Source organism: Sphingorhabdus sp. Alg231-15 (genome assembly GCF_900149705.1).
Lineage (GTDB): Bacteria > Pseudomonadota > Alphaproteobacteria > Sphingomonadales > Sphingomonadaceae > Parasphingorhabdus.
Genome location: NZ_LT703001.1, coordinates 1,966,790 through 1,990,038, shown reverse-complemented (window position 1 = coordinate 1,990,038; position 23,249 = coordinate 1,966,790). Strand labels below are relative to the sequence as shown.

Sequence of the window (23,249 nt, the reverse complement as noted above, 5' to 3'; positions counted from 1 at the left end):
CGGGGTTTTTTGTTTCAAATATCAGGCAATCAGCTTGGCCGCTGTTCTCGCGACCTTCGCGCCAAGATATTTCGCTCCGCCGAGATCACTATCATGCGGCGTTCGGCTGCCATCGCCGCCAGCGACGGTCGATGCGCCATAGGGAGAGCCGCCGACAATTTCATCAGCATTCATTTGTCCGGCAAAACCATAGTCCAGACCGACAATAGTCATACCGTGATGGAGCAGGTTGCTGAGGATTGAATATTGCGTCGTTTCCTGTCCTCCATGCTGGCTACCTGTCGACGTAAAAGAAGCGCCGACCTTGCCGACAAGCGCGCCTTTCATCCATAATCCGCCCGTGCGATCCCAGAAGGACGCCATCTGGCTCGATAGCCGGCCAAAGCGGGTGGGGGATCCGACGATAATGCCGTCATAGTCAGCCAGGCTATCCGGCTCGATCACCGGATGTTCTTCGTTGGCGCTGAAACCCGATGCCTGTGCCACGTCCAGTGGTGCGGTTTCAGGTACACGTCCGATGGTTACGTCTGCGGCGGCATCCCGTGCACCATCGGCAATGGCCTGAGCCAGACTGTCAACATGACCATAAGACGAGTAGTATAAGACGAGTATTTTTGCCATTTCCATTCTCCTTTCAGGGGTTAAATGAAGGGGCGCTCAAGGTTCAGGGGTATATGAGCGCCCCTCCTTCGCGGGTGTCAGTTATTCGTTTCAAAGGCCTCGACGAAAACCAGTTCGGCATCATTCAAGGCTTCGATTTCCAGCGTGGAGACCTCGCGGATTGCCAGGGCATCACGGGCTGCAATCTCTTCGGCATTGACCCGTAATGCACCAGCGGAGGCGACCAGGTAGACATGGGCACCCTGTGGGATGTCATGCTGGATAACCGTGCCGGGTTTCAGGGTCGCGCCATAAAGCCGTGCATCAGCCCGGATCATCAGGGCACCGCTGTCGACGTCCTCGTCAAAGCCGCTGGCCAGTATTTCCAGCTGTCCAGCACGATCACCCTTAGGAAAGGTTTTTGCATCCCAGCGCGGATCACCGCCCGATGCGCGGGGTTCGATCCAGATCTGGAACAGACGGGTCTGTTCATCCTCCAGATTATATTCGCTATGGGTCACGCCCGTCCCGGCGCTCATCACTTGCACATCACCCGCTCCAGTGTGGCCTTCATTGCCGAGAGAGTCGCGATGGGTGATCGAACCTTCTCGAACATAGGTGATGATTTCCATGTTTTCGTGCGGATGCATTGGAAAACCGGTCTGGCTAGCGATTTCGTCATCATTCCAGACGCGGATCGGGCCAAAGCCCATCCGGGCCGGATCCCAATAGCGCCCAAAGGAAAAATGATGCCGGGCTTGCAACCAATCGTGATCAATGTGGGCCAGGTCTGCAAATGTGCGTTTCTCAATCATAGTCATTCTCCTATTCTCTCACGTCTAAGCTATCCTTATCGGGAAGCATTTCCGTGTTGCTTGCATAAGAAATAGGGAGATCTTATTGTTTCTTAAATATCAAATATAGAAATTGATTGTTTCCAGAATATCTATAATAAAATACTATGATCCTTCCTGACTTTGAAGCCTGGGCGATATTTGCAGCGGCGGCTCGGCTTGGCAGTTTTACTGCCGTGGCCCATGAGCTGGCTATTTCCAAACCAACGGTATCGAAGGCAATCACCCGCCTGGAGGAATCGCTTGGCACGGTGCTGTTCCATCGAACCTCACGAAAAATATCCCTTTCTACTGCGGGGACAGCGCTGCTTCCTTATGCACAGGCGATTGCCGCTGATGGAGAGGCGGCGATGGAAGCTGCTCGCGATACCGCTCATTTGCTGCGCGGCCAGATACGACTGGCCGCACCTTTAAGCTTTGGCTTGTCCCATCTCGCGCCGATCATCGCCGATTTCATGTGTGAATATCCAGAGATACTGGTTGATGTGCAGCTGAGCGATGCCCGGGTCGACTTGATTGAAGAGGGATTCGATCTCGCCATTCGCATTGCCGACCTGCCCGATAGCAGCTTGCGCGCCATTCGCCTGCGCGACATGCGGGCCTATTTCATTGCCGCACCAGACTATCTGGAGCGCCGCAGTACCCCGACAAGGCCAGAGCAGCTCGCCGAGCATGATTGCTTTCTCTATTCCAACGAAGCCACGCCGGAAATGTGGCATATGAACGGACCCCAGGGGGAAAAAATATCGGTTCGGCCCCAGTGCCGTTTTCGTAGCAACAATGGCGATATCATGTTGCCTGCGCTGATAGCAGGTCGCGGCATTGGGTATCTGCCGGACTTTCTCTGTCAGGACGCGATTGACCGTGGTGCCTTGCAGGTCCTCCTACCGGAATGGCGGTTTGGCGCGATGGCACTGAACCTTGTAATGCCACCATCGCCCCATCGCCCGGCACGCGTGGATGCGCTAATCAGCTATCTGAAGAAGCATCTTCGCTGATCAAAACCGCACCGGTAAAATCTTCTGTCCTACATCAGGTGGTTTCTATATGGTTTCATACATAACAGGAAAGCGATGGTCGGCAGCATGGGCACATTCCACCGCCGGAAAAAAGGGGCAATGACTTTTGTGCGATTCTGTGTCGAAACCGTATAAACTCGTTCATATTAAGCCCAGCGAACCTGTCTGATATGCCGCTCGAGACCCTATTGCTTTTCCTGATTACCGACCTGACCTTCTGTTTCACGCCGGGGCCGGCGACCATGGTGACGGTTAGCCATGCCCTGCCTGCGGGGCGACAAGGCGGTATGCGCGGTGCGCTCGGACCGATTGTCGGGATTAACGTGGGGAATTTCATCTGGTACGCGCTGACCGCCTTTGGTCTGATCGCGATGATTCAAGCGTTCCCATCGGCCTATGCTGTCTTGCGTTGGCTAGGCGTGGCCTATCTGGCTTGGCTGGGCATCGCCATGCTCCGCGGTGCGAGCCAGAATCTCAGTGGATCTGCAGCCACCGCTGAGGGGTTTAAACGCGGATTTCTGAGCGGTCTGGCTGTGCATATGTCCAACCCTAAAGCGCTTTTCTTCTACACCGTGATCATCCCACCTTTCGTTGATCCGACCGGCAATTTGTGGGTGCAATTCGGCATATTGGCAGGACTGACCATATTGACCGAAACTGCGGGTCTGACCTTCTACGCCGCGCTGGCATCCAGAGCACGCAGCCTGGGCAGTGCCGACCGGGTGCAAGATATTTTCAAATATGTAGCGGCTGCCGTCCTGATTTGTGTGGCGCTCGTGATGGCCTTCCTCAATCTTGAAGAGGCAGGCGCTGATCTGGCGTTCAACGGCGTGAAAGGCGGGTTCGGGTAGATGAGGCATATGTTGCGTTTTTTATGCCTTCTTTCTGTCTTCACTCTGGTCGCGCAACCGGAGTCAGGCACTGCACAGTCAGTGGAAGGCCAGGCAATCGATTCTCAAGCCGTGCAGGCGCTTCAATCCTTGCAGCGGCTTGACCAGCGCATGCATGCCACCGGCTATCGGTTGGTCGCGGCCAACGCAGAATTTTGCAAGGAGACGGTTCCGCATCTCGGCATCCTGCTGCATGATCTGCAACAATATGGCGACCAAGATACCGCTCGCATTGCCCTCGGCTTTTCAAGCCCGATCGCCATTAATGCCGTTGCACCCGATAGCCCGGCTGCCGTTGCGGAACTGGCAGTCGGTGATGGCCTGACCGCCATTGACGGGATAGCGGTGCAGGATATTGCTGCAGACACCGAAAAACTGAGCAATGAAAAGCCGGAATATCGGCAGATTGCGGCCGTGAAGGCGAAGCTGATAGAGGCGGCTGTCGACGGTGAGGCGGTACTGACGATTCAGCGCGGTGGCATTAGCCAACAAGTCATCCTCGCACCCAGAACGACATGTCCCAGCCAGTTTCAAATCCGGGTGAGCACGAAGCGCGAAGCATCCGCTGACGGAAAAATAGTCAGCATTTCATCGACGCTTGCTGAATATGTGCGCAGTGATGACGAACTCGCCGCGATTGCGGCCCATGAACTGGCCCATAACCTGTTGAAACATCGCGAGCGTCTGAATGCGCAAAAGGTCAATCGCGGTTTTTTCGGCCAGTTCGGCAAAAGTGCAAAAAGGATCAAGGCCGCAGAGATAGAGGCGGATCGGCTATCAGTCTGGCTGATGGCCAATGCCGGTTATGATCCGCAGGCTGCGATCCGGTTCTGGACTCGCTATGGCAAGCAGCATGGCAAGGGCATTTTTTCCGCATCTACCCATTATCGCTGGAAGAAACGCGTGAAATTATTTGATGAGGAAATAGCAAAAATGAAGCAAATGGAGCCGGTTGCAGGCAAGTTTGCACCGCCCTTGCTCGCGGCGAACGCGGCCAAGTAGCCGCTGGTCCGGTTTAATCGTCTTTATAGGCGCGCTTGCATTCTTTACGCTCTTCCTTGGTCTCCGCTTGGTCAAGGCAGGCATCCCGTTCCCGCTTGCGTTCTGCGAGCACCTTGCGACCAAGATCTTCCTCCCTCTCAGACTCGGTCTGGGTAGAGGCATCCACTGCAGTTTCGACAACCGTGCCTGCGGCCTTGAACGGAGCCGTAACGATTTTGCTGGCGACGCAGCCGCTCAGCATGGTGAGGGCAAGCGATGATATGAATATCGATGATAGGCGCATGGATGATCTCCTCGGTCGACCCCTTGCGCTCTGCTGAATGAAGACCGGCTGAACAATGGGGCCAGACTTTACAAGCTTATGACTTTGCCAGCAATTTTTCGGCGACAATGCGGATGTCATCGCCAATTTCCGGATGCGCCAACGCCAGTGCCAGATTGGCTTCAACATAGCCGGCCTTCGATCCGCAATCATACCGGGCGCCATCAAAGGTCATGCCGTGAAAGGGCTGTTTGCCGATCATTTGCGCCATGGCATCGGTCAGCTGGATTTCGCCTCCGGCGCCCGCTTCCTGTGTTTCCAATATCCGCATCACTTCGGGCTGCAAGATATAGCGGCCCGGCAGGATCAAATTGGATGGCGCCGTGCCTGCGGCTGGTTTCTCGACTAGGCCTTTGACTTCGGTGATCGGACCATCGCGATAGCCGGGATCAATCACCCCATAGGAGGGAGTATCCTCAATTGGGATTTCCAGAGCACAGACGATATTGCCGCCCAGCTTGTCATAAGCATCGACCATCTGCTTCATGCAACCAGGGCTACCAACCATGAATTCATCAGGCAGGAAGATAGCAAACGGCTCGTCTCCGATAATATCGCGCGCGCACCAAATTGCGTGACCCAGCCCGAGCGGTTCCTGTTGTCGGACAAAGACGCTGTTGCCGGGTGTCAGGCGCGTTCCATTGAGCACTGAGCCATTCTTGCCTCGGTCGTCCATAGTGCGTTCCAGCTCATAGGCGAGATCAAAATGATCTTCGATCATTCCCTTGCCGCGCCCATTGACGAAGATCATCTGCTCGATCCCGGCTTCCAGCGCTTCATCTACTGCATATTGCAGCAGCGGACGGTCAACGATCGGGAAGAGTTCCTTCGGCATGACCTTGGTCGCAGGCAGGAAGCGCGTACCCATGCCGGCGACAGGGAAAACAGCTTTTTTGATCGGTTTCATGGAAATGGCTTTAATCCTTCAATTTGTCCGCAAAACTGGTTCGTAACTTCTGCAATTTCGGAGGGATAGTCGCCACGCAATAAGGATTACCGCGTCCTTCGTCCGCCCAATATTGCTGATGATAATCCTCTGCCACATACCAGGTTGCCGGCCCTTCTATCGTGGTTACAACGGGTTCCGAACGCTCTGCGCCCGCCCGTTCTATGCCCGCGACAGCCGCAGCGCGCTGATCATCATCCAAAGGGAAGATAGCCGATCTATACTGCGTTCCGATGTCATTGCCCTGCCGGTTCAGCTGGGTCGGATCATGGGTCGCAAAGAAAATATCGAGCAGGTCGTCATAGCTCACCTCTTCAGGATCAAATCCGATTTTGATTCCTTCTGCATGACCGGTCGTGCCGGAACAGACCTGCCGATAAGTGGGATTGGCATTCTCCCCGCCAATATAGCCGCTTTCGACGCTGTGCACACCAGCAATGTCATTGAACACCGCTTCTGTGCACCAGAAACAGCCGCCGGCAAAAATCGCTTCCTGCATTGTCACAAACTCCTTTTAGGCGGGCGCTACTTGGTCGGGAGCAGGGGTGCCACCATTTTTCTTTTCCTCATCACGCCGCGCGATAAGCAAATACATAGCTGGGGTCACAACGCGGGAAAGCAAGGTCGAGCTTATCAAGCCGCCGATAATAATGATCGCAACCGGTGCGTAAAGTGTTCCGCCCAGCAAGGCCAAAGGCAATAAACCACCAATTGCGGTAACGGATGTCAATAAGACTGGCAAAAACCGGACCTCACCGGCTTTTTCAATAGCTTCCCGCAAAGGCATCCCTCGTTCGCGCAACTGGGCGGTAAAGTCGACGAGCAGAATGGAGTTTTTTATCTCTATGCCAATCAAAGCAATAAAGCCGATTACACCCATGAAACTAAGCGCATCGCCAGTCAGATATTGGGCAATTAATCCGCCAAATGTGCCCAACGGAATAACACCTGCAACCACGACTGTCTCTCTGAAGCGACCAAATTCAGCAACCAGAATCGCCATAATGAAAAGAATGGCTGTGAAGACAATCGGTCCCAGATCGCCGAATGTGTCACCAATAGACTCGCTTTCCCCGCCAACGGAGAAAGAATAGCCCTCTGGAAAATCAATTTTTTGAATTTCCTTTACTGCATCATTGGTTACGATGGATGCTACTTCATTATATTCGAGCTGCGCTGTAACCGTAACGGATCGCTCCAACTGGCGGCGTTGGATTTGCGGAGGCACGTTGGTCAGCTTTGGATTGGTGACTTGGGACAATGCGACTGGATCACCGCCGCGTGTGGCTAGGTAAATATCATCCAAGACAGAAACTGGTTGCGTTCCATTTAACGGCAAGCGAACCGTTACCGGATAATTATCGCCTTCTTCATCTCGAAAAGTCGCTGCGCGTTCGCCGCTTATCGCCAATTGAATAGCCCTGCGTGCCTCGCCTGGCGGGATATTAAGCAGTGCCGCCTTTCTCTCGTCCAATCCGATATCAAGATCGATTTTATCTGTCCTGATCGGGTTATCAATGTCTCTCGCGCCGCTTGTGTCGCGCAAGATATCCTCAACCTGCCCGGCCAGGTCTTTCAAGACATCCAGCTGTGGCCCCGATATCTCAATGGCCACTGGCGCTTCAATCGGCGGGCCATTTTGAAAGGGTTCCAATTTTATGCGGGCGCCCGCGATAGCATCAAATTTTGTTCGCAAGCGTTCGATCAATTCCGGCCCGTCATCTGCATCCCATTCATCGAGCACCGCCAGCACTTCACCATAGTTGGTGCGTTCGGCACTGACAAAAATATTGTAAAAGACCTGCGGGTTTCCGGCACCGATATTCTCGGCCCGGACTTTGATCGATGGTTCAGCCTCCATGATTTTTGCGACCTGACTGACAACCTGATCAGTTTGATTCAAGCTGCTGCCCTGTTCGGTTTCCACCGAAACCCGGAAATAAGGGGAATCCGAATTTGGGAAAAGCGAGAAACCCATTAAGGGGACAAGTGCAAAGGCCGATATGCATAGCATCATGGCAAGAAACACAGTCCGCCGCGGCGCACCCAAAGCGATATGCAAGAGCGGGCTGTAGAAGGTTTGGATTCTGTCGTTCAACCAACGCAAAAGGGCATTGCCCTCTGGATTTTCGTCCCGGCGTAACATTCGGCTAGCCAGAAACGGGATTAAGGATAGTGAAATGACCAGCGATGCCGCGACGGTCATCATAATCGCGAGATAAAAAGAACGGGTATACGAGCCGGCTCCACCTGGCAGGAAGAGAAGCGGCGCAAAAGCGAAGATAAGAACGAAAGTGGATCCGATAACAGCGCCGCGGATCTCCAAAGTGGCTTCGATGGCTGCCTGCGTTCGCGTTTTTCCCATCCGCAAATGGCGTGCGATATTCTCTGTAACGACAATAGAGTCATCGACCAACAGGCCCAATGAGACAATGAAACCGGCGATGGAAAGCTGGCTAAGATTATAACCCATTGCATAGAGAACGAGCAGACCTGATGCCAATGACAATGGAATCGAAATCATCACCATTGCCGATGCGCGCCGACCAAGCGGTAATAAGGTAAAAATCACCAACCCGACGGCAATTGCAAAATCGCGTGTCAATTCATTCAACCGGCGCGTGACGTCGCGGCTCTGATCAAATTGTAGTGCCAGCTTAATATCCGGAGGCAAGGTAGCCCGCTGATAGGTCAGTTCTGTGTCTAATTCTTTCCTCAGCCGGGTTACATCAACGCCGTCCTTTTGGGTTGCGGTTACAATTACTGCCCGTTTGCCATTATGCCGTGTGCGGTAAATTTGCTCCGCCGCGCCCCATTTGACGGTTGCTACATCCTGAACGGTCAGCAATGCGCCTTCCGCTGCGCGGAGCGGCAAATTTCGAATGGTTTCCAGGCTGCGAAAAGCGCCACCCGCTTTGACATTGAGTCGTCGATTACCACTTTGCACGGCTCCACCGGGAAGCTCTATCCCGCCTTGTTTCAAAGCATCGGCAACCGCGCTCGCAGGGACTTGCAGCTCTGACAAGCGCGCTGAATCAATCTCGACGCTGATTTCTGGTTGCGGCAGACCAAATATCCTCGCTTCGCGGACGCCGGGATAGCGGGTTAGATTATCAACGAGATCGTCGGCATATTTGTCCAGCCTTCGCCAAGATGCGGTTTCACTGACCAGTGCGAGTTGCAACACTGCAGCTTCGGTGGTGCGAACCTTTCGAAATTCCAGACGTTGGAGATTTTGGGGCAATGTCTCACGAATGGCATTAACTTCCCGGACAACATCGTCAAAATAGCCCTCTACATCCCCCGTCCAATCGGTAAATTCGACTGTGATTGTGCTGCCACCATCGGTGCTGTTGGAGCGGACTTCCTTTATATCATCCAGGCTTTGCACAGCCTCCTCGATCGGCTTGGCGACGGTCTCTTCCATATCCTGTGCATCCGCACCGGGTAGGATCGCGATGATGCTGACAACCGGAATGGGAAAATGGGGATCAACGGCCCTCGTAATATTCGACAGGGCGCTGATGCCCAAAACTACGAGCAGCGAGAACAGGATAAGGGACAGCTGCCAACGCTCTATGACGAATTTAGCGAGCATCTATGGAATTCTCACCAAAGGATATCGGGTCCAATTCATTTTTTCGTTCTGATCGGCTTGATGACGTTGCCATCGCGCAATTTTTCGACACCGCGCGCAACCACAACATCACCTTCTGCCAATCCTGAGGTTATTTCCAGATTGTTGTCGGTCAATTTTCCGATGGCCACATTGCGCGCTTTGACTCGTTTCTTCTCGTCGACAATATAGACAAGACCTTCACCCGAGCGGACTCCAAATATTGCAGTTGCCGGAACGGCGACAGATCCATCACTATCGCGCGACACTTCAATATCAACGGTTCCCAACTGACCGGAGCGCAGCCGCTCATTGGCAGGTAGCAGAAAGCTGATCTCGAAGGTTCCGGTCTGTTCGTCTGCCCGACCGTCCTTTTCGCTAACCACAGCCTCGATGGGCTTGTCTGAAACCGCAGATATCGCGACATTGGCGCGCATGCCCACCCGAACACGGGATGCGTCCGCATCGGTCAACGGGACTTTCAAGACAAAGCCTTTGTCTGTTTCACCGAGGACCAGAACGGTTGTACCGGCGTTCACAATCTGCCCAGCATCGATATTTCTGCTGAGGATGATGCCATTGCTCGGTGCATGAATATGGGACGTTCTACTAGCAAAACTGCTCGCGTTGACACGCGCCTTGGCCGCCCGCATCGCGGCTTCGGCTTGCTCCAGGCGCGCTTTGGTGACCCAGCCATCGGCGAAGAGAGATTTGATCCTTTGAAAATCCGCTTCTGTCCGGTCCAGCTCTGCCTGTGCGGATTCCAGGTCGGCGGATACGGTGCTGTTATCCAGCGCTGCCAGCGTGGCACCGCGTTTTACTCGGTCGCCTTCTTCATAGCGTACCGATGCAACTTGTCCGGATGTCGTAAACCCTAATTCTGTCTCCCTGCGAAGACGTACCGTACCTGCGGCGGTGATGGTTTCATTCTGGCTAGCAGCCTGGACAGTGATCGTCGCTGCGGGGATGGGGTCTCGGTCTTTCGGTTGTTCCTCTGCCTCGGTTCCACTGCAACCGAACAGCAAGGCCGTTGCCATCAGGGCCAGCGACTTTTGACACAAATATTTTTGACTACGCCCCGCCATATATACCTATCTTGTCCCCTCCCGACGCTCCTTCATAAGTCGCGAAACGGCCCTGACAAACAGAAAATTGCGATTTGCAACGAAAAGGGCCGGAACATCAGACCGGCCCTTTGGCTTTTTCATTATATGTTGATGAGAATATTAGTCTTTCGTGCCACCAACATTCTGGCCGTCACCGCCAACAAATTTATACGTAATGCCAGCCAACACCGCACCGATGATGGGCGCGACCCAGAATATCCAAAGCTGAGACAAAGCGATACCGCCTTCGATCAGTGCGGGACCAGTGCTTCGCGCCGGATTAACGGACGTGTTGGTTACTGGAATACTGATGAGATGGATCAATGTTAGACCCAGGCCAATGGCCAATGGTGCAAAGCCTGCTGGTGCCCGGCCATCCGTTGCGCCCAATATGATCATAAGGAAAAAGAAGGTCAGCAATATCTCAATCGCAATACCGGCTCCCATTGCATATCCGCCGGGTGATTTTTCGCCGACACCGTTGGCCGCCAAGCCATTGACCGCGACATCATAGTCGGCATTGCCAGTCGCGATTAAATAAAGCGCCGCAGCTGCCGCCACAGCTCCTACAAGCTGCGCAATAATATAAACCGGGATTTCTTGTGCTGGAAAGCGACCGCCGGCCCATAGGCCTATAGTAACAGCCGGATTCAGGTGGCATCCGCTAATATGTCCGATCGCATAGGCCATGGTGACTACGGTTAGACCAAAGGCCAACGAGACACCCAACAGGCCGATACCGACATCGGGAAACGCAGCTGCGATAACTGCACTGCCGCACCCGCCAAAAACAAGCCAAAATGTACCGAGAAACTCTGCCAGTGATTTTTGTACTGCCGTCATATTCTTGACCTCCCCAAGAAATGTTCACAGCCTCTATTGAGCTGCGCAGTGGTTATTTAGCGCAATTCTGTGATTTCGTCTAATTTCGGGCGGTAAACCTATGTAAAAGGTCAGGCTTTTTGGGCTGCGCGTTGCAATCGGTCATTGATGGCTACCCCAATGCCGGTTTTTGGGATGGGGGCGATCGCAATGTGCGGCATATCGCTGGAATCAGCGATATGCAGGGCAGCAAATAGAATGCTTGCGGCTTCGGCCAAGTCACCGCTGACAGACAGGTTGATATTGCCCCCTATGTCCCCAAAACCGATATGATAGTCATCCGGTTCTGGCTGCGTTGCATTAAGGCGCACAGGCTTAGTGGGAGCATAGTGGCTGGCAAGCTGTCCCGGTGCTTCAATCGTTTCGCCCTGTTTATCAATCGCCCGTTTTCCGGTACTTTTCTCCAGTTGTTCTGTCGTTATCGGACCGGGACGCAAAATCTGATAATCGTCGCCTCTGATCGCGACAATGGTGGATTCGATTCCACTTTCACAAGCTCCACCGTCCAAAATCATCGGTACAGCATTGCCTAAACTATGTTCGACATGTTGAGGCTTTGTCGGGCTGATGCCGCCGCTTTTATTGGCCGATGGTGCCGCCAGAAAAAGCCCTGTCGTTGCGAGCAACTTTTGCATCAAGTGATGTGCCGGACAGCGCAAGGCGATGGTTTCGAGGCCAGCCGTCACTGCGGGCGTGACGGGGCAGTCAGCTGTTTTGGGTACAACTAATGTTAACGGCCCGGGCCAGAATTCCTTGGCCAACCTGTCTGCGAGATCGTTGAGCAAGCCCAATTTCCCCGCGGCTTGGATGCTCGGCACATGGACGATCAATGGGTTGAAATCGGGCCGTCCTTTGGTCCGGTAAATCTCCGCTATTGCGCTGGCATTGGTCGAATCGGCAGCCAGACCATAGACAGTTTCGGTCGGCACAGCGACCAGCCCGCCGGACTGCAGCCGTTCAGCTGCGGCCAATATCGCCTGCTTGCCGTAACGTCGTGCATTATCGTCAATATGATCATTTGAGCCGGACATGATAGGGCGCTATAGCCCAGCGAGATTTCAAGCAATAGCGGATACCAATTAGATGAGCTTTACAGCGCCCAGCAGAGAACAGAATTTCATCCTGAAACATATTGCCGACGTCGGTGCGCTCGCCCAGCACGAACGCTTCGCCGGTGCCAGTGAAGACATGGTTGAAGCGATTGTTGAGGGTATTGGGCAGTTCGCAGTGGGTGAATTTGCACCGATTAACCGCACCGGTGATACGGTGGGAGCGAAATGGAATAATGGCAGTGTAACCATGCCGGCCGGCTTTAAAGAAGCTTATGGCCAGTTTGTCGAGGGCGGCTGGGCATCAATTGATGGTCCAGAAGAATTTGGAGGGCAAGGTCTGCCTTATTCTCTGTCAGCTCTTATCCTTGAGACTTGCGGCGCGGCCAATTTCGCCTTCACGCTTTGCCCGATGCTGAGCTTTGGTGCGGTTGAGGCAATTCATGCGCATGGCAGCGATGAGCAGAAAACCACTTATCTCGAAAAAATGATCTCCGGCGAATGGACCGGAACGATGAACCTGACCGAACCGCAGGCGGGCTCCGATGTCGGCGCATTGCGATCCACTGCAGAGCCGATCACCGAGGGCGAGCATGCCGGGAAGTACAAGATCAAGGGCCAGAAGATTTACATCACCTTTGGCGAGCATGACCTGACCGACAATATTGTGCATTTGGTGTTGGCCCGTACGCCCGGCGCACCGGAAGGAACGCGCGGCATCTCTTTGTTCATCGTTCCGAAATTCCATCTGGATGCAGAGGGTAACAGCGCAGCGCCCAATGATGTGACCTGTGTATCAATCGAGCACAAGCTGGGCATTCACGCGTCGCCTACCTGTGTCATGGCTTATGGCGAGAATGACGAGTGTATCGGCGAGATGATTGGCGGTGAATTTGGCGGAATGAAAGCCATGTTCACGATGATGAACAATGCGCGCATCAATGTTGGCTCGCAAGGTGTGCAGATTGCCGAACGGGCCACCCAGCAAGCTATCCAATATGCACATGACCGTGTTCAATCGGCCCGTGCCGGCAGCGGCAGTAAGGACTCGGTTGCGATTATCGAGCATCCGGATGTGCGCCGGATGATCTTGCGCAGTAAGGCCCTGACACAGGCGGCGCGCGCGCTGCTCTATTATGCCACTGCTCATGTGGACGGGGCGACTTTGGGCATAGACGGCGCGAAATCACGAGCGGAAATCCTGACTCCTTTGATCAAGGGCTATGGCACGGACATTGGCAATGAAGTGGCTTCTATCGGTGTGCAAGTCCATGGCGGCATGGGCTTTGTTGAAGAAACCGGAGCCGCCCAGCATTTCCGCGATGCCCGGATCGCGCCGATCTATGAGGGCACCAACGGTATTCAGGCGGCGGACCTTGTTGGCCGGAAACTTGGTCTTGATGGCGGTGAGGCGATGTTGATGCTGATTGCTGATATCAAGGCTGAAGCGAAAGACGAAGAGGCCCTGATGACACTGGCCCTGATGGTTGAAGACATCGCCAAATGGATGGCCAGTGGTGACGCCTCGATCGATGACCGGCTTGCTGGAAGCTATCCATTCATGACCATGCTGGCGACGGCGACATGCGGCATGTTGATGAAAAAGCAGCAGCGCATTGCCGAGGTGGAGCTGGCCGATGGCAATGATCCGTTTTTGAAGTCGAAACTGGTGACGACCCGCTATTATCTTGACCATCTGGTTCCCGAAGCCATCGGTTTGAAAGCCGCAGCAATGGACGGCGCCGACATATTATATCGCCTCGATAGCGAGGAATTGGTCGCCTGATATGACGGATGGGGAGGGCAGTCTGAATATTGGCGCGGCGCTCCAGCGGATTGCCGATGCCTTGGATCGTTTGTCTCCCTTACCGTCAAGCTCTGCCGATATTAGCTCCGGTCCTGCGTTTCATTGGACGGGTGAAGCCATTCAGGTGATCGAAAATTTTGCTCCGATCGGGCTGGATTTGTTGACCGGGATTGATGATCAAAAAGCACGGCTGCTGGAAAACAGCAAACGGCTTGCGAGCGGTTTCGCCGCGCATGATGTCTTGTTATGGGGATCGCGCGGGATGGGCAAGTCTGCTCTCGCCAAGTCAGTGATCCGCGAAATGCATGAGACGAGGGCAAACATCGCGATGGTCGAGGCGAGTGCCGATATGCTCGAAACTTTGCCCAATCTGTTTGCGATCCTGGGCAAGGTCGATCGGGCGTTTGTGCTGTTCATTGATGATATCGGTTTCGAAGAAGGAAGCGCTGCTCCGCGCCTGTTGCGGTCGATGCTGGAGGGCGGCGCGGCGGCGCGGCCGAACAATCTACGCCTCTATGTGACATCGAACCGTCGGCATATTGTTCCGCGGCACATGGCGGAGCAGGACGATCCGATCAATCCGCGCGACGTGATCGATGACAAGCTGGCGCTTTCGGATCGCTTTGGTTTGCGGCTGGGTTTCCATGCTGCTTCGCAAGAAGATTATCTGGCCATGATCAGCCGCTATACAGAAGTGCATGCACTCGAATTTGACAGCGAAGATGCCCTTCTATGGGCTAAGCAGCGGGGCAGTCGATCAGGCCGGGTTGCCTGGCAATATGTTGTCGAGCTCGCTGGGCGTGCCGGCAAACCAATCGGGTAGCCTATTCCGCTTCGGCGCTCGGTTTTGTCGCACCAGGTTTTGAAACCCGCCAGATAATACCGCCGACATCATCACTCACCAGTAGAGCGCCGGTCTGGTCAAACTCCACCATCGTGGGCCGACCGCGGGCCTTTTCGTCATCATCAATAAAGCCGCTCAGTACCATTTGCGGTTTGCCCTGCGGTTTGCCTTTATCGTCAAAGTCCACATAGACAACATCATAGCCGGACAGCGGTTTCCGGTTCCAAGAACCATGTCTTGCAACAACGGCACCGCTGTCAAACGACGCGCCTAAAGCTTCGCCATTGGAAAAGGCCAATCCGAGAGGTGCGACATGGGCACCAAGGCCATAGTCCGGACGCCGCTCATATTGACGGTGGTCGAGATTTTTCGGCTCAACGCGCGGGTCAACATGACCGCGCCAGAAATGCCAAGGCCAGCCATAATGAGAAGCAAATACCACTTCGGTCAGATAGTCGGGCACCATGTCGCTGCCGAGCATATCCCGTTCATTGACAACGGTCCAAAGTTTGCCCGAAACCGGTTCATAGGCCAGACCGACCGGATTGCGCAGGCCATCGGAGTAAACAATCTTGTCATTGGTCGCCAGTTCAACACGAAGAACAGCGGCACGCTCATTCTCGGTATCCATTCCGTTCTCGCCGATATTGCTGTTCGATCCAACAGCGATAAACAGATATTTGCCATCAGGGCTGGCGACCAGATTGCGGGTCCAATGATTATTCGGTGCCTTGGCATTGAGATTCGCCACCTTGCGACCCTCGCTAGTGATTTTCGTATCGCCGACGGTATAAGGATAGGCCACCACGTCATTGGTATTCGCGACATAAAGCGTGTCCTCAACCAATACCATGCCAAACGGCGAATTGAGATTTTCAAGCAGGGCAAATTTCTCGTCTACTTTGCCATCAGCATCGCTGTCACGCAGCAAGCTGATGCGGTTGGCTGAGGGCGTTCCGGCACCTGCCTTGCCCATCAGGTTCCGCATGATCCAGCCTTCAATACCTTTATTAGTGCGTGGCGGGCTGTTGGTTTCAGCAACCAATATGTCGCCATTGGGCAAGCGAAGCATGGAACGCGGATGATCCAACCCTTCGGCAAAACGCTCTACGGTAAGGCCTTCGGCAGCCACCGGACCTTCGCCCGGCTTCCAGGGATCGGCTTCGGCTATATTGATGGTTGGAAAATTCTCTTTGCGCACGTTTGTGATCTGCGGTTGCACGCCTGTAGTCGCTTCCAATGGCAAACGGGCTGTATCGCCGCGCGTGAGATAATAGCCAGCGCCAATCGCGATCAGGATGATCAGTATCGTTATATTGCGGATATGTTTTAGCATGTGCCAACAATAGGAAGCACGGCGTCCGATGACAAGCATGCTGTCAGTATCACCGCTCGCGCAGAGTTGATTCTAACGATCAAAATACCAGACCGCCACGGCGATTGCAGCACCGCTTGCTAACCCCGCCAGAAATCCGATGGACGGCTGTCCGAGAAATCCACCAATAATGGCGCCAGCGATACATCCCGCCGCAATGAAAAAACCACCGGCGCTTTTGTTTGAACCACTTTGCGGGTCGGAGCCTTCTGCCATCACGAGTTCCCTTCGATAATCCGTTTCACGCGACAATATGGCGGCCCCATGCCATGCTTGGCGGTGAATGGCCAGAACAGTCTCGTTACCGAAAAGTAAGCTTTTGTTCACCATTGCCTTTGACGGAATTTCCATTCCTGATCGCTACTACCTGTAGTTGCACAACGCGGCGCTAGAAGCCCGTTTTCAATAAGCACAGGAGCCTGTTTTGCAACTACCCGTATTTATAGACTCCACCAATTTCTCCGATGCCGAGCACTTGATCACCAATTTCGGTGAAGAAGCCGGATTGGAAGCCGCGAACCGGGCGGACAAAAGTCGGTCTGTCGGCAATCATCTGCACTATTGCAAATGGCGCCAGGTTGAACGGCTATGCGTATTGCTATCTATCGATCAATCAATCGGAACTGTGCACTAAGCAGTTGTTCACAAACGAATAGTCAGCGTTTTGGGTCGCAGATAATCTGTGCGGATCCGCCGGATTTCACACTGCAATTGGGGCGACCATCAATCTGGATTATTCCGGTACCGCTATTGGAAATATTGGCTTCCTTTTCAACAAAGACGTGGCTGCTGGCCGGTCCGCGCTGGACAAGGTTCAATGTCTCGAGCGTTAGCTGTGATCCGTCAAATATGCTGGATCCCAGTAATTCGAGCCGGCCTTTTTTCGCTTCACCGGCTATGACAATTTGCCCGCCGCCGTTCATCGTAACGTTGAGCGTATCTCCTTCGACATCATTAATCGTCAGCACGCCAAATCCAGTCAATCTGGCGCGGGGATCACGGCCTCCCAATTTGTCGAGGGATACAGTGCCGGATCCCGAATGGGTTATCGTTTTGACAACATAAGTGCTGAGCGTAACCGTGACAGGTTCTTCTGCCGAGAAACGGCTATTATCCCCGCTAAAGGGTTTGACTGAAACAATCAGCTGCCCGCCGTTTTTGCGCAGCAAGACACGATCCAATACTTCCCGGTTTTCGGCTTCCGCACTGGCAGATACGCCGCGATCAGTGGTGATGAATACATTGACGCTGCCGAGAATTCGGATGTCTTCAAAACTGGAGATAGAAAAATTGCGTTCTGCCGCCTTTGCCGGGGTGACGATTGCGACAAAGCTGAGCAACAAAAAGACATAGAGATTTTTCATAACGGCCTTGCTTCTCCAAATTCCATCCAGCCCAGCCATCTGGGCGTTTTAGGGGCATAGTGCCCGCCTGCATCCTCTAGCGCAAAACCCTCTACCGCGAACAGTTTCGAGACTGGGCGATGCAAATGACAGCCACCGGCAATATGTTTCCATACAGGTTCGATTCGCTGCTGCCATTTTTCCGGGCCTTTGTCCGGCGCGCGTCCATGTTCGAGGAACAGGATTTTGCCGCCGGGTTTCAACACCCTGCGCATTTCTTTCAGGACTTGTTTACCTTCCTGTACTGAACAAAGAGTAAAGGTGGTCAACACGGTATCGAAACTGTCGTCGGCAAAGGGCATGGCTTCACCGACGCCGTCCAATATGTCCATGTCAAAGCCAAGCGTTTTGGCTTCTTGCCGGGTATAGTCGAGCAGTTCGGCGGACGGATCGAGTCCAGTCAGTTTGTCGACTTTCGATCGATCATAAAATTGCAGGTTGATACCGCCGCCGCAGCCGAGTTCGAGCACCTCACCGTTAGCCTTCGGGACGATTTCGCTGCGATCTTTCATCACTGCGGGCTGTGAACAGGCAAATTTGATTAGCCGGGGAACGGCGTGTTTTTCCCAGAAATTAGGCATGGATCGTTACTCCGCAAAATTGTCGCACGCGATTATATCTTCCGGACTGCGATAGCATTCCAAAGTTCACACAATTCACACGCCCTTTTTGGAATAGGGGAAGACCTTCAAAGTCCACACATGTCACATGGTCTTTTACGCGGACGAGCGGCGGTGCCGCTTCCGATGTCTGGATATTCTGATATCTGCGCTGAGGTTGCTGCCCTGTCATCAATACCCCCTCCCGAAAAGTAAGGATGACAGGTTAGCAGAAGGCGCTGACTGTAGGAAAGTGAAATCAGCCGCCCAATATTGGACTGTGGAATCCGGCTGCCAGGACTTATCCGCAGTTAACCTTGCCGGATCCCGGTGTCTTGCTCGTGCATTCAGCTTTGCCGTGGACTCTGATATCGCCAGAGCCTGCGACTTTGGCGTCGACAGTGCCGTCCGAAGACATGGTCACATCGCCGCTGCCTGCAATTTTAATGGTCGCTGTGTCTGCTTTCAATGCCTTGGCATCGACATCGCCTGAGCCAGCTATAGATATTTTTGCCGAATCAGCGGTGCCAGCCATTTCTATATTGCCGGAACCGGCAATCTTGGTGCTAAGCGTCTGAGTGGCCATTTCCGCCACGGCGACATTACCAGACCCGGCAACACTGATAGCTGCACTGTCACTGTCCATCTTATCAACCTGCATATCGCCCGATCCAGCGAGCTTGGCGCTTTTCAGAGACGGGGCACTTACATAGATAGTCACGCGATCAGAACCGCCGCTCCAGATACCTTTGCCTTCCCGACCAATTTTCAATTGGCTGCCGCTGAGCTTGTAGCGCAGCTGTTCCACTGCATCGGCATCGCCTTCTGCCCGGATCGCAAATTCCGAACCGGTGGTGAAGACAACATTATCTGGGCCAGCCAGCGTAACGCCATCAAATTCTCCAGGATCGGTATCTGTCGAGCTTATGGTTTTGCCGTCAGCAAAACTGCTCATGCCAGCATTGCCAACAGCCTCGGCAATAGAACCCTCGCACGCTGTAAGCGCGAGCAGGGGAACGGCGAACAAAAGTTTTTTCATGAAATCCCTCCAATGTGTATTGCAATAGTAATACAGCAAGGTGCGCTTGATGGCAAGAGCCTAGTGGAAGGAAAAACCTCTGCCTTTCATCATGTTATCGCTATCGGGTTATTTCGGCGGTTGGCGTACGGCCAGTATATCGCAAGGCAGATACGTGATCAGCGCACGGGCCATGCTACCCATCATATTGGCTCGGAATCCGCCGGTTCCATGAGTACCGATCACGCCGAGATCGGTGTGGCGATTGTTCAATGCCTGCTGGACGACGCTACATGTATCTCCATATTCCACGCTATAGGTCAGCTTCTTGCGGATTTCCGCTGATATTTTACGATTTTCGATAAATTTCGCGATCTGCAAATGCTGTTCGGTCCTGAATTCTTCGGTGGCCGTTTCGGAATGCAGAAAGCCTTCAAACGGGACATGAAAAGCGTTGATGATATGCACCTGCAGTTCGGGGAACAGGGCGCAGCCCCGTTCAATCGCATAGCCTGACGGCGGTGAAAAGTCGCTCGCCGCAACCAGTCGCTCATAAAATGTGGTCGCGCGGTTTTTTGCAATCAGCACAGGTAGCGGGCTGTGATGGATGATCCGCTCCAGCTGTGTGCCCATAACGAGATCGCCAAGCCTGCCTATGCGTGCGACGCCAGCGACGATCAGCGCCGCCTTGTGGGCTTCGGCATGCTCGATAATCTGGCTCACCACATCGCCGCGCTCGATGATAATGTCAGCTTCGATGTCATAGCTGTCGAGATCCAGTTCGATTTCTGTCATCGCCGCATCCACTGCAGCACTGTCGTGTCGCCCTTTTTCGAGCACATGAAACACGACCAGCTTGGCGTTTCTGGCCTTTGCCAGCTGGATCGCACGATCCATTGGTCGGTCCCCGCGTGCGGTGAGGTCGGTGGTGAGGAATATCGTCTGGTCAGATTGATTTGACATGGGGGATAAGTCTTTCAAAAGATTGCAATATGTAAAGTACTGTAAATCTCAGTATCATGGGCACAGGCAGATTGTTAAATCGATTGATGACGCGCCTTTTCATAGGGCCCGTCTATTCGATCATGATGTTCCGCGACTATTCCTGCGTCTTGTCAGTCTGCCAGGTCCGCTGGTCATCAACGATCGCGCGAGCGGCTTCTTCCGGAAATCCGATATTGGTCAGCAGTTGTTCGCATAGCTCCAGACTGGCTTCGACCGTTTCTGGCACAGCGCTTCTTGCGCCGCTGGCCCGCAGACTTTCGGCATGGCTGACATCGCAGGCGCGTGCAATTATCGGGACGTGCGGCCAGTCCTGATGCACCGCCTTGATCACATGTTCTGCAGATTCTGGCGCATCCATGGTGGTCGCAAAGGCGGCTGCCCCTTCTATGCCAAGATGCTTGAGCAGATCCGTCTGGCTGGCATCGCCAAAATAGACCGCCGCGCCTTTGGCGCGTTCGGCAGCGACCAGATCGGGATCGCTATCGATTGCGACATAGGGAATACGCTGTTCCTCGAGCAACTGTGCAAGCAAACGGCCAACCCGGCCAAAGCCGCCTATGATTACGGGATGTTCGTCGTCCACATTCGCCTTGATATCGCCGTTGTCGGCGCTGTTCCTCCGCAAAATCTCTCCAACCCGTCGTCCTGCTATTGCGAGTAGCGGAGTGAGAAACATGGTAACGATGACAACCAGCAACATGAATTGCGCGGTATCTGGGTCAAGCAAGGTAAAGGACAGAGCGGCGGCGATTACGACAAAGGCAAATTCCCCGCCCTGACTCATTAAAATTGCCGTCTCTGCCGCGACATCTTTGGGCAGACGAAAGGCGCGGGCGAGGGCGAATAATATGATACCCTTGATCAACAGCAGACCCAGTGCGGATAGCAATACCCATTGGATATCGGCCCAGACCGCAAGAATATCGAGGCTCATCCCGACCGAGATGAAGAATAGGCCGAGCAAGAGACCTTTAAACGGCTCAATATCGCTGGCGATCTGATGACGATATTCGGTACCGGCGAACAGCAGTCCGGCGAGAAACGCGCCGAGCGCCATGGACAGGCCAGCCAGGGCAGTGAGTGCTGCGGTAATGAGCACCAGCAATATTACGGCCGCCATAAAGACTTCACGGCTGCCAGTGCCGCCAACAAAGCGCAGGAATGGGCGCACGGCAATGCGGCCAACGAGGAAAATCAGCGCAATCACCAGCCCGGCCTCGCCAATGGCTTTGAGTGCTGCAATGGCAAGCGAACCTTCGACCTCGGCACCGGCAATGCCGACGAAAAACAATATCGGCACAACAGCAAGATCCTGAAGTAAAAGCACCCCGAAACTCGCGCGGCCGGCCGGCATACTGAGCCGCCGCGTCTCGGTAAGCAATTGCATCACCAGCGCCGTGGAAGAGAGCGCTAGACACAGACCGAATATTGTCGAAGCGACAAGAGAATTGCCAAAGAGATAGGCGATCACGCCAATGATCAGAGCGCTGATCGTGACCTGCGCGGTGCCAAAGCCGAAGACAAGACGCCGCATGCCCCATAATTGCGCGATCGACAGTTCCAGACCGATGGTAAAGAGTAGAAAGATGACCCCCAGCTCGGCAAAGCGGCGGACGCCTTCTACATCGGCGATAACCATCAGCTCCAGTACTGGCGTTTCACCAACCAGCCGACCGACACCGTATGGCCCAATGACCAGGCCGACAAACAGAAAGCCCAGCACAGCACTGATCCCAGCTTTGCGAACCAACGGCACGACCAGTCCGGCGGCGACCAGGAAGATGATGGTTTCCCGAAGATAGGGTATTTCAGGATGCACGGTCAGGCCTTGGGTAAGATGCTAAGGGATCTGTATGGGCGGATGGTATGCGCCATTTCCCGTCGTTTCAAGAATATTGCTGCCGTTCTGGCAAAGTTGATAAGCAGGGTATCTATCAGCGGATTTCATCCATGAGATTGATCTGAATCAACGGCTCGAAAACCGGTATGTGCAATGTCTTGCGTGGGGCATGAGGCATTGAGAAAGGAGCAAGCCATGGTGCAACCATCAACCACTGGTCAGGTTGTGTGGCATGACCTGCTGACCACCAATGTCGGCGCGGCGCGCAAATTTTATGCGGAATTACTGGGATGGACCTATGAAGTGGAACATGCCGAGAAATTTGTCTGGAAATCCGGTGAGGCCGATTATCCGCTCATTCTCGATCATGGCGAAGCGCATGGTGGATTCATCGCGATCGAACCGGATCAGCAATCCCATTGGCTGGCCTTTGTTGCCGTTGACAATGTCGATGATGCTGCGAAACGCTGCGAAAAACTGGGCGGAACGATCGAAAGAACAGCCTTTGATATTCCTGGTGTGGGACGAAGCGCAGTTATTCGCGATCCGCAAGGTGCACTAATCTGCCCATTTGTCGCCAGCCACGACTATCCTGCACCAACCGGGCTATTCACTTGGGACAATCTGCTTGCGCCGGATATCCAAGGCGTAAAGCAATTTTATGAAGGTCTCTTTCCATGGTCTCCCACAGAGACGGAGGCAGAAGATATGAGCCATAGCGTCAATTTCACAGCGCCTGATGACCAACTAGTGACGGGCGCATCGGTGATTCCGGAGGCTTTGGATATAAAGGCGCAATGGGTGCCCTATATGACCACCGCGAATGTTGATGCGTCGGTTGAGAAAGCAGGATCGCTGGGTGCACAGATAGTCATGGCACCGCAGACCAAATCAGGCTTTGGCCGGTTTGCTTTGTTGCGCGATCCGACTGGCGCGCTGTTTGCGTTGCTGAAAACCGAGAGCTGACCAGTTGGACTCTTTTGGGCCAGATTATGTTTGCATGATCTGCGCTTGGTCGTAATCTGATTGCAGCTTAACTAAACGGACTCGGCGCAGGATTATTGCAGACTCT

Annotated in this window: 23 protein-coding genes; 7 read left to right on the top strand and 16 right to left on the bottom strand. The window is 53.8% G+C overall.

Going from position 1 to position 23,249, the window contains the following annotated elements; all coding sequences use genetic code 11:
• Positions 1-21: 21 nt before the first annotated feature.
• Together wrbA and DG177_RS09825 are read right to left on the bottom strand one after the other, a co-directional pair.
• Positions 22-621: an NAD(P)H:quinone oxidoreductase gene (gene wrbA / locus DG177_RS09830; protein WP_108811311.1), complete on the bottom strand. Its 600-nt coding sequence runs from the start codon at positions 619-621 to the stop codon at positions 22-24.
• 77 nt (positions 622-698) lie between these two features.
• On the bottom strand, positions 699-1,415 hold the full coding sequence (locus tag DG177_RS09825; protein ID WP_108811310.1) for a pirin family protein: 717 nt from the start codon (positions 1,413-1,415) through the stop codon (positions 699-701).
• A gap of 146 nt (positions 1,416-1,561) precedes the next feature.
• On the opposite strand from DG177_RS09825, the gene DG177_RS09820 reads away from it, so the two are divergent.
• The 3 genes from DG177_RS09820 to DG177_RS09810 all read left to right on the top strand — a co-directional run bounded on the left by DG177_RS09820 (position 1,562) and on the right by DG177_RS09810 (position 4,365).
• The gene (locus DG177_RS09820) at positions 1,562-2,452 is read left to right on the top strand and encodes a LysR substrate-binding domain-containing protein (RefSeq protein ID WP_108811309.1); all 891 of its coding nucleotides are present in this window, start codon (positions 1,562-1,564) and stop codon (positions 2,450-2,452) included.
• A gap of 191 nt (positions 2,453-2,643) precedes the next feature.
• Positions 2,644-3,324: a LysE family transporter gene (locus tag DG177_RS09815; RefSeq protein ID WP_108811308.1), complete on the top strand. Its 681-nt coding sequence runs from the start codon at positions 2,644-2,646 to the stop codon at positions 3,322-3,324.
• Positions 3,325-3,333: 9 nt separating this feature from the next.
• A complete protein-coding gene (locus tag DG177_RS09810; protein WP_337658707.1) occupies positions 3,334-4,365 on the top strand; it encodes a M48 family metallopeptidase in 1,032 nt (343 codons plus the stop codon).
• 13 nt (positions 4,366-4,378) lie between these two features.
• Here the strand turns inward: DG177_RS09810 and DG177_RS09805 are convergent, their stop codons facing one another.
• From DG177_RS09805 to DG177_RS09775, 7 genes are all read right to left on the bottom strand, one after another.
• Positions 4,379-4,648 (bottom strand): DUF6726 family protein, encoded by a 270-nt coding sequence (locus tag DG177_RS09805; protein ID WP_108811306.1) that lies wholly within the window; start codon positions 4,646-4,648, stop codon positions 4,379-4,381.
• Between the two features lie 76 nt (positions 4,649-4,724).
• The gene (locus DG177_RS09800; protein ID WP_337659029.1) at positions 4,725-5,600 is read right to left on the bottom strand and encodes a UTP--glucose-1-phosphate uridylyltransferase; all 876 of its coding nucleotides are present in this window, start codon (positions 5,598-5,600) and stop codon (positions 4,725-4,727) included.
• A 4-nt stretch (positions 5,601-5,604) separates the two neighbouring features.
• Positions 5,605-6,132 (bottom strand): peptide-methionine (S)-S-oxide reductase MsrA, encoded by a 528-nt coding sequence (gene msrA / locus DG177_RS09795; RefSeq protein ID WP_108811304.1) that lies wholly within the window; start codon positions 6,130-6,132, stop codon positions 5,605-5,607.
• Between the two features lie 15 nt (positions 6,133-6,147).
• Complete coding sequence (locus DG177_RS09790) at positions 6,148-9,231, bottom strand: efflux RND transporter permease subunit (RefSeq protein ID WP_108811303.1); 3,084 nt, start codon at positions 9,229-9,231, stop codon at positions 6,148-6,150.
• A gap of 35 nt (positions 9,232-9,266) precedes the next feature.
• The gene (locus DG177_RS09785) at positions 9,267-10,334 is read right to left on the bottom strand and encodes an efflux RND transporter periplasmic adaptor subunit (RefSeq protein ID WP_108811302.1); all 1,068 of its coding nucleotides are present in this window, start codon (positions 10,332-10,334) and stop codon (positions 9,267-9,269) included.
• A gap of 141 nt (positions 10,335-10,475) precedes the next feature.
• The gene (aqpZ, locus tag DG177_RS09780) at positions 10,476-11,198 is read right to left on the bottom strand and encodes an aquaporin Z (protein WP_108811301.1); all 723 of its coding nucleotides are present in this window, start codon (positions 11,196-11,198) and stop codon (positions 10,476-10,478) included.
• A gap of 110 nt (positions 11,199-11,308) precedes the next feature.
• Entirely contained in the window at positions 11,309-12,268 is a 960-nt protein-coding gene (locus DG177_RS09775; RefSeq protein ID WP_108811300.1) for an L-threonylcarbamoyladenylate synthase, read from the bottom strand.
• 52 nt (positions 12,269-12,320) lie between these two features.
• On the opposite strand from DG177_RS09775, the gene DG177_RS09770 reads away from it, so the two are divergent.
• Together DG177_RS09770 and DG177_RS09765 are read left to right on the top strand one after the other, a co-directional pair.
• On the top strand, positions 12,321-14,072 hold the full coding sequence (locus DG177_RS09770) for an acyl-CoA dehydrogenase family protein (protein WP_108811299.1): 1,752 nt from the start codon (positions 12,321-12,323) through the stop codon (positions 14,070-14,072).
• Between the two features lies 1 nt (position 14,073).
• Positions 14,074-14,916 carry an ATP-binding protein gene (locus tag DG177_RS09765; RefSeq protein ID WP_337658706.1) on the top strand — a complete coding sequence of 281 codons (843 nt, stop codon included), beginning with the start codon at positions 14,074-14,076 and terminating at the stop codon, positions 14,914-14,916.
• Between the two features lies 1 nt (position 14,917).
• On the opposite strand, the gene DG177_RS09760 is transcribed toward DG177_RS09765, so the two are convergent.
• Both DG177_RS09760 and DG177_RS17875 read right to left on the bottom strand, forming a co-directional pair.
• On the bottom strand, positions 14,918-16,273 hold the full coding sequence (locus DG177_RS09760) for a DUF7133 domain-containing protein (protein ID WP_108812909.1): 1,356 nt from the start codon (positions 16,271-16,273) through the stop codon (positions 14,918-14,920).
• Between the two features lie 72 nt (positions 16,274-16,345).
• The gene (locus tag DG177_RS17875) at positions 16,346-16,663 is read right to left on the bottom strand and encodes a hypothetical protein (protein WP_443216416.1); all 318 of its coding nucleotides are present in this window, start codon (positions 16,661-16,663) and stop codon (positions 16,346-16,348) included.
• A gap of 73 nt (positions 16,664-16,736) precedes the next feature.
• On the opposite strand from DG177_RS17875, the gene DG177_RS09750 reads away from it, so the two are divergent.
• Positions 16,737-16,946, top strand: coding sequence for a hypothetical protein (locus DG177_RS09750; protein WP_108811297.1), 210 nt, complete (start codon positions 16,737-16,739; stop codon positions 16,944-16,946).
• A 22-nt stretch (positions 16,947-16,968) separates the two neighbouring features.
• Here the strand turns inward: DG177_RS09750 and DG177_RS09745 are convergent, their stop codons facing one another.
• The 5 genes from DG177_RS09745 to DG177_RS09725 all read right to left on the bottom strand — a co-directional run bounded on the left by DG177_RS09745 (position 16,969) and on the right by DG177_RS09725 (position 22,156).
• On the bottom strand, positions 16,969-17,676 hold the full coding sequence (locus tag DG177_RS09745; protein WP_337658705.1) for a GIN domain-containing protein: 708 nt from the start codon (positions 17,674-17,676) through the stop codon (positions 16,969-16,971).
• Positions 17,673-18,296: a methyltransferase domain-containing protein gene (locus DG177_RS09740; protein ID WP_108811295.1), complete on the bottom strand. Its 624-nt coding sequence runs from the start codon at positions 18,294-18,296 to the stop codon at positions 17,673-17,675. Before DG177_RS09740 ends, DG177_RS09745 begins: the two co-directional genes overlap by 4 nt.
• A 319-nt stretch (positions 18,297-18,615) precedes the next feature.
• Entirely contained in the window at positions 18,616-19,353 is a 738-nt protein-coding gene (locus DG177_RS09735) for a GIN domain-containing protein (RefSeq protein ID WP_108811294.1), read from the bottom strand.
• Between the two features lie 108 nt (positions 19,354-19,461).
• A complete protein-coding gene (locus DG177_RS09730) occupies positions 19,462-20,295 on the bottom strand; it encodes a universal stress protein (RefSeq protein WP_108811293.1) in 834 nt (277 codons plus the stop codon).
• A gap of 136 nt (positions 20,296-20,431) precedes the next feature.
• Positions 20,432-22,156 carry a cation:proton antiporter domain-containing protein gene (locus DG177_RS09725; protein WP_108811292.1) on the bottom strand — a complete coding sequence of 575 codons (1,725 nt, stop codon included), beginning with the start codon at positions 22,154-22,156 and terminating at the stop codon, positions 20,432-20,434.
• A gap of 216 nt (positions 22,157-22,372) precedes the next feature.
• Here DG177_RS09725 and DG177_RS09720 point away from each other — a divergent pair, with 216 nt between their 5' ends.
• A complete protein-coding gene (locus DG177_RS09720; RefSeq protein ID WP_108811291.1) occupies positions 22,373-23,143 on the top strand; it encodes a VOC family protein in 771 nt (256 codons plus the stop codon).
• Positions 23,144-23,249 lie beyond the last annotated feature (106 nt).

What these genes read in the sequence shown, in the direction of transcription:
- DG177_RS09820 (WP_108811309.1), top strand. Translation starts at nt 1,562, where the DNA reads ATGATCCTTCCTGACTTTGAAGCCTGGGCGATATTTGCAGCGGCGGCT.
- DG177_RS09815 (WP_108811308.1), top strand. Translation starts at nt 2,644, where the DNA reads ATGCCGCTCGAGACCCTATTGCTTTTCCTGATTACCGACCTGACCTTC.
- DG177_RS09760 (WP_108812909.1), bottom strand. Translation starts at nt 16,273, where the DNA reads ATGCTAAAACATATCCGCAATATAACGATACTGATCATCCTGATCGCG.
- DG177_RS09805 (WP_108811306.1), bottom strand. Translation starts at nt 4,648, where the DNA reads ATGCGCCTATCATCGATATTCATATCATCGCTTGCCCTCACCATGCTG.
- DG177_RS09740 (WP_108811295.1), bottom strand. Translation starts at nt 18,296, where the DNA reads ATGCCTAATTTCTGGGAAAAACACGCCGTTCCCCGGCTAATCAAATTT.
- msrA (WP_108811304.1), bottom strand. Translation starts at nt 6,132, where the DNA reads ATGCAGGAAGCGATTTTTGCCGGCGGCTGTTTCTGGTGCACAGAAGCG.
- DG177_RS09720 (WP_108811291.1), top strand. Translation starts at nt 22,373, where the DNA reads ATGGTGCAACCATCAACCACTGGTCAGGTTGTGTGGCATGACCTGCTG.
- DG177_RS09810 (WP_337658707.1), top strand. Translation starts at nt 3,334, where the DNA reads ATGTTGCGTTTTTTATGCCTTCTTTCTGTCTTCACTCTGGTCGCGCAA.
- DG177_RS09765 (WP_337658706.1), top strand. Translation starts at nt 14,074, where the DNA reads ATGACGGATGGGGAGGGCAGTCTGAATATTGGCGCGGCGCTCCAGCGG.
- DG177_RS17875 (WP_443216416.1), bottom strand. Translation starts at nt 16,663, where the DNA reads ATGGAAATTCCGTCAAAGGCAATGGTGAACAAAAGCTTACTTTTCGGT.
- aqpZ (WP_108811301.1), bottom strand. Translation starts at nt 11,198, where the DNA reads ATGACGGCAGTACAAAAATCACTGGCAGAGTTTCTCGGTACATTTTGG.
- DG177_RS09730 (WP_108811293.1), bottom strand. Translation starts at nt 20,295, where the DNA reads ATGTCAAATCAATCTGACCAGACGATATTCCTCACCACCGACCTCACC.
- DG177_RS09785 (WP_108811302.1), bottom strand. Translation starts at nt 10,334, where the DNA reads ATGGCGGGGCGTAGTCAAAAATATTTGTGTCAAAAGTCGCTGGCCCTG.
- wrbA (WP_108811311.1), bottom strand. Translation starts at nt 621, where the DNA reads ATGGCAAAAATACTCGTCTTATACTACTCGTCTTATGGTCATGTTGAC.
- DG177_RS09770 (WP_108811299.1), top strand. Translation starts at nt 12,321, where the DNA reads ATGAGCTTTACAGCGCCCAGCAGAGAACAGAATTTCATCCTGAAACAT.
- DG177_RS09790 (WP_108811303.1), bottom strand. Translation starts at nt 9,231, where the DNA reads ATGCTCGCTAAATTCGTCATAGAGCGTTGGCAGCTGTCCCTTATCCTG.
- DG177_RS09775 (WP_108811300.1), bottom strand. Translation starts at nt 12,268, where the DNA reads ATGTCCGGCTCAAATGATCATATTGACGATAATGCACGACGTTACGGC.
- DG177_RS09745 (WP_337658705.1), bottom strand. Translation starts at nt 17,676, where the DNA reads ATGAAAAATCTCTATGTCTTTTTGTTGCTCAGCTTTGTCGCAATCGTC.
- DG177_RS09825 (WP_108811310.1), bottom strand. Translation starts at nt 1,415, where the DNA reads ATGATTGAGAAACGCACATTTGCAGACCTGGCCCACATTGATCACGAT.
- DG177_RS09735 (WP_108811294.1), bottom strand. Translation starts at nt 19,353, where the DNA reads ATGAAAAAACTTTTGTTCGCCGTTCCCCTGCTCGCGCTTACAGCGTGC.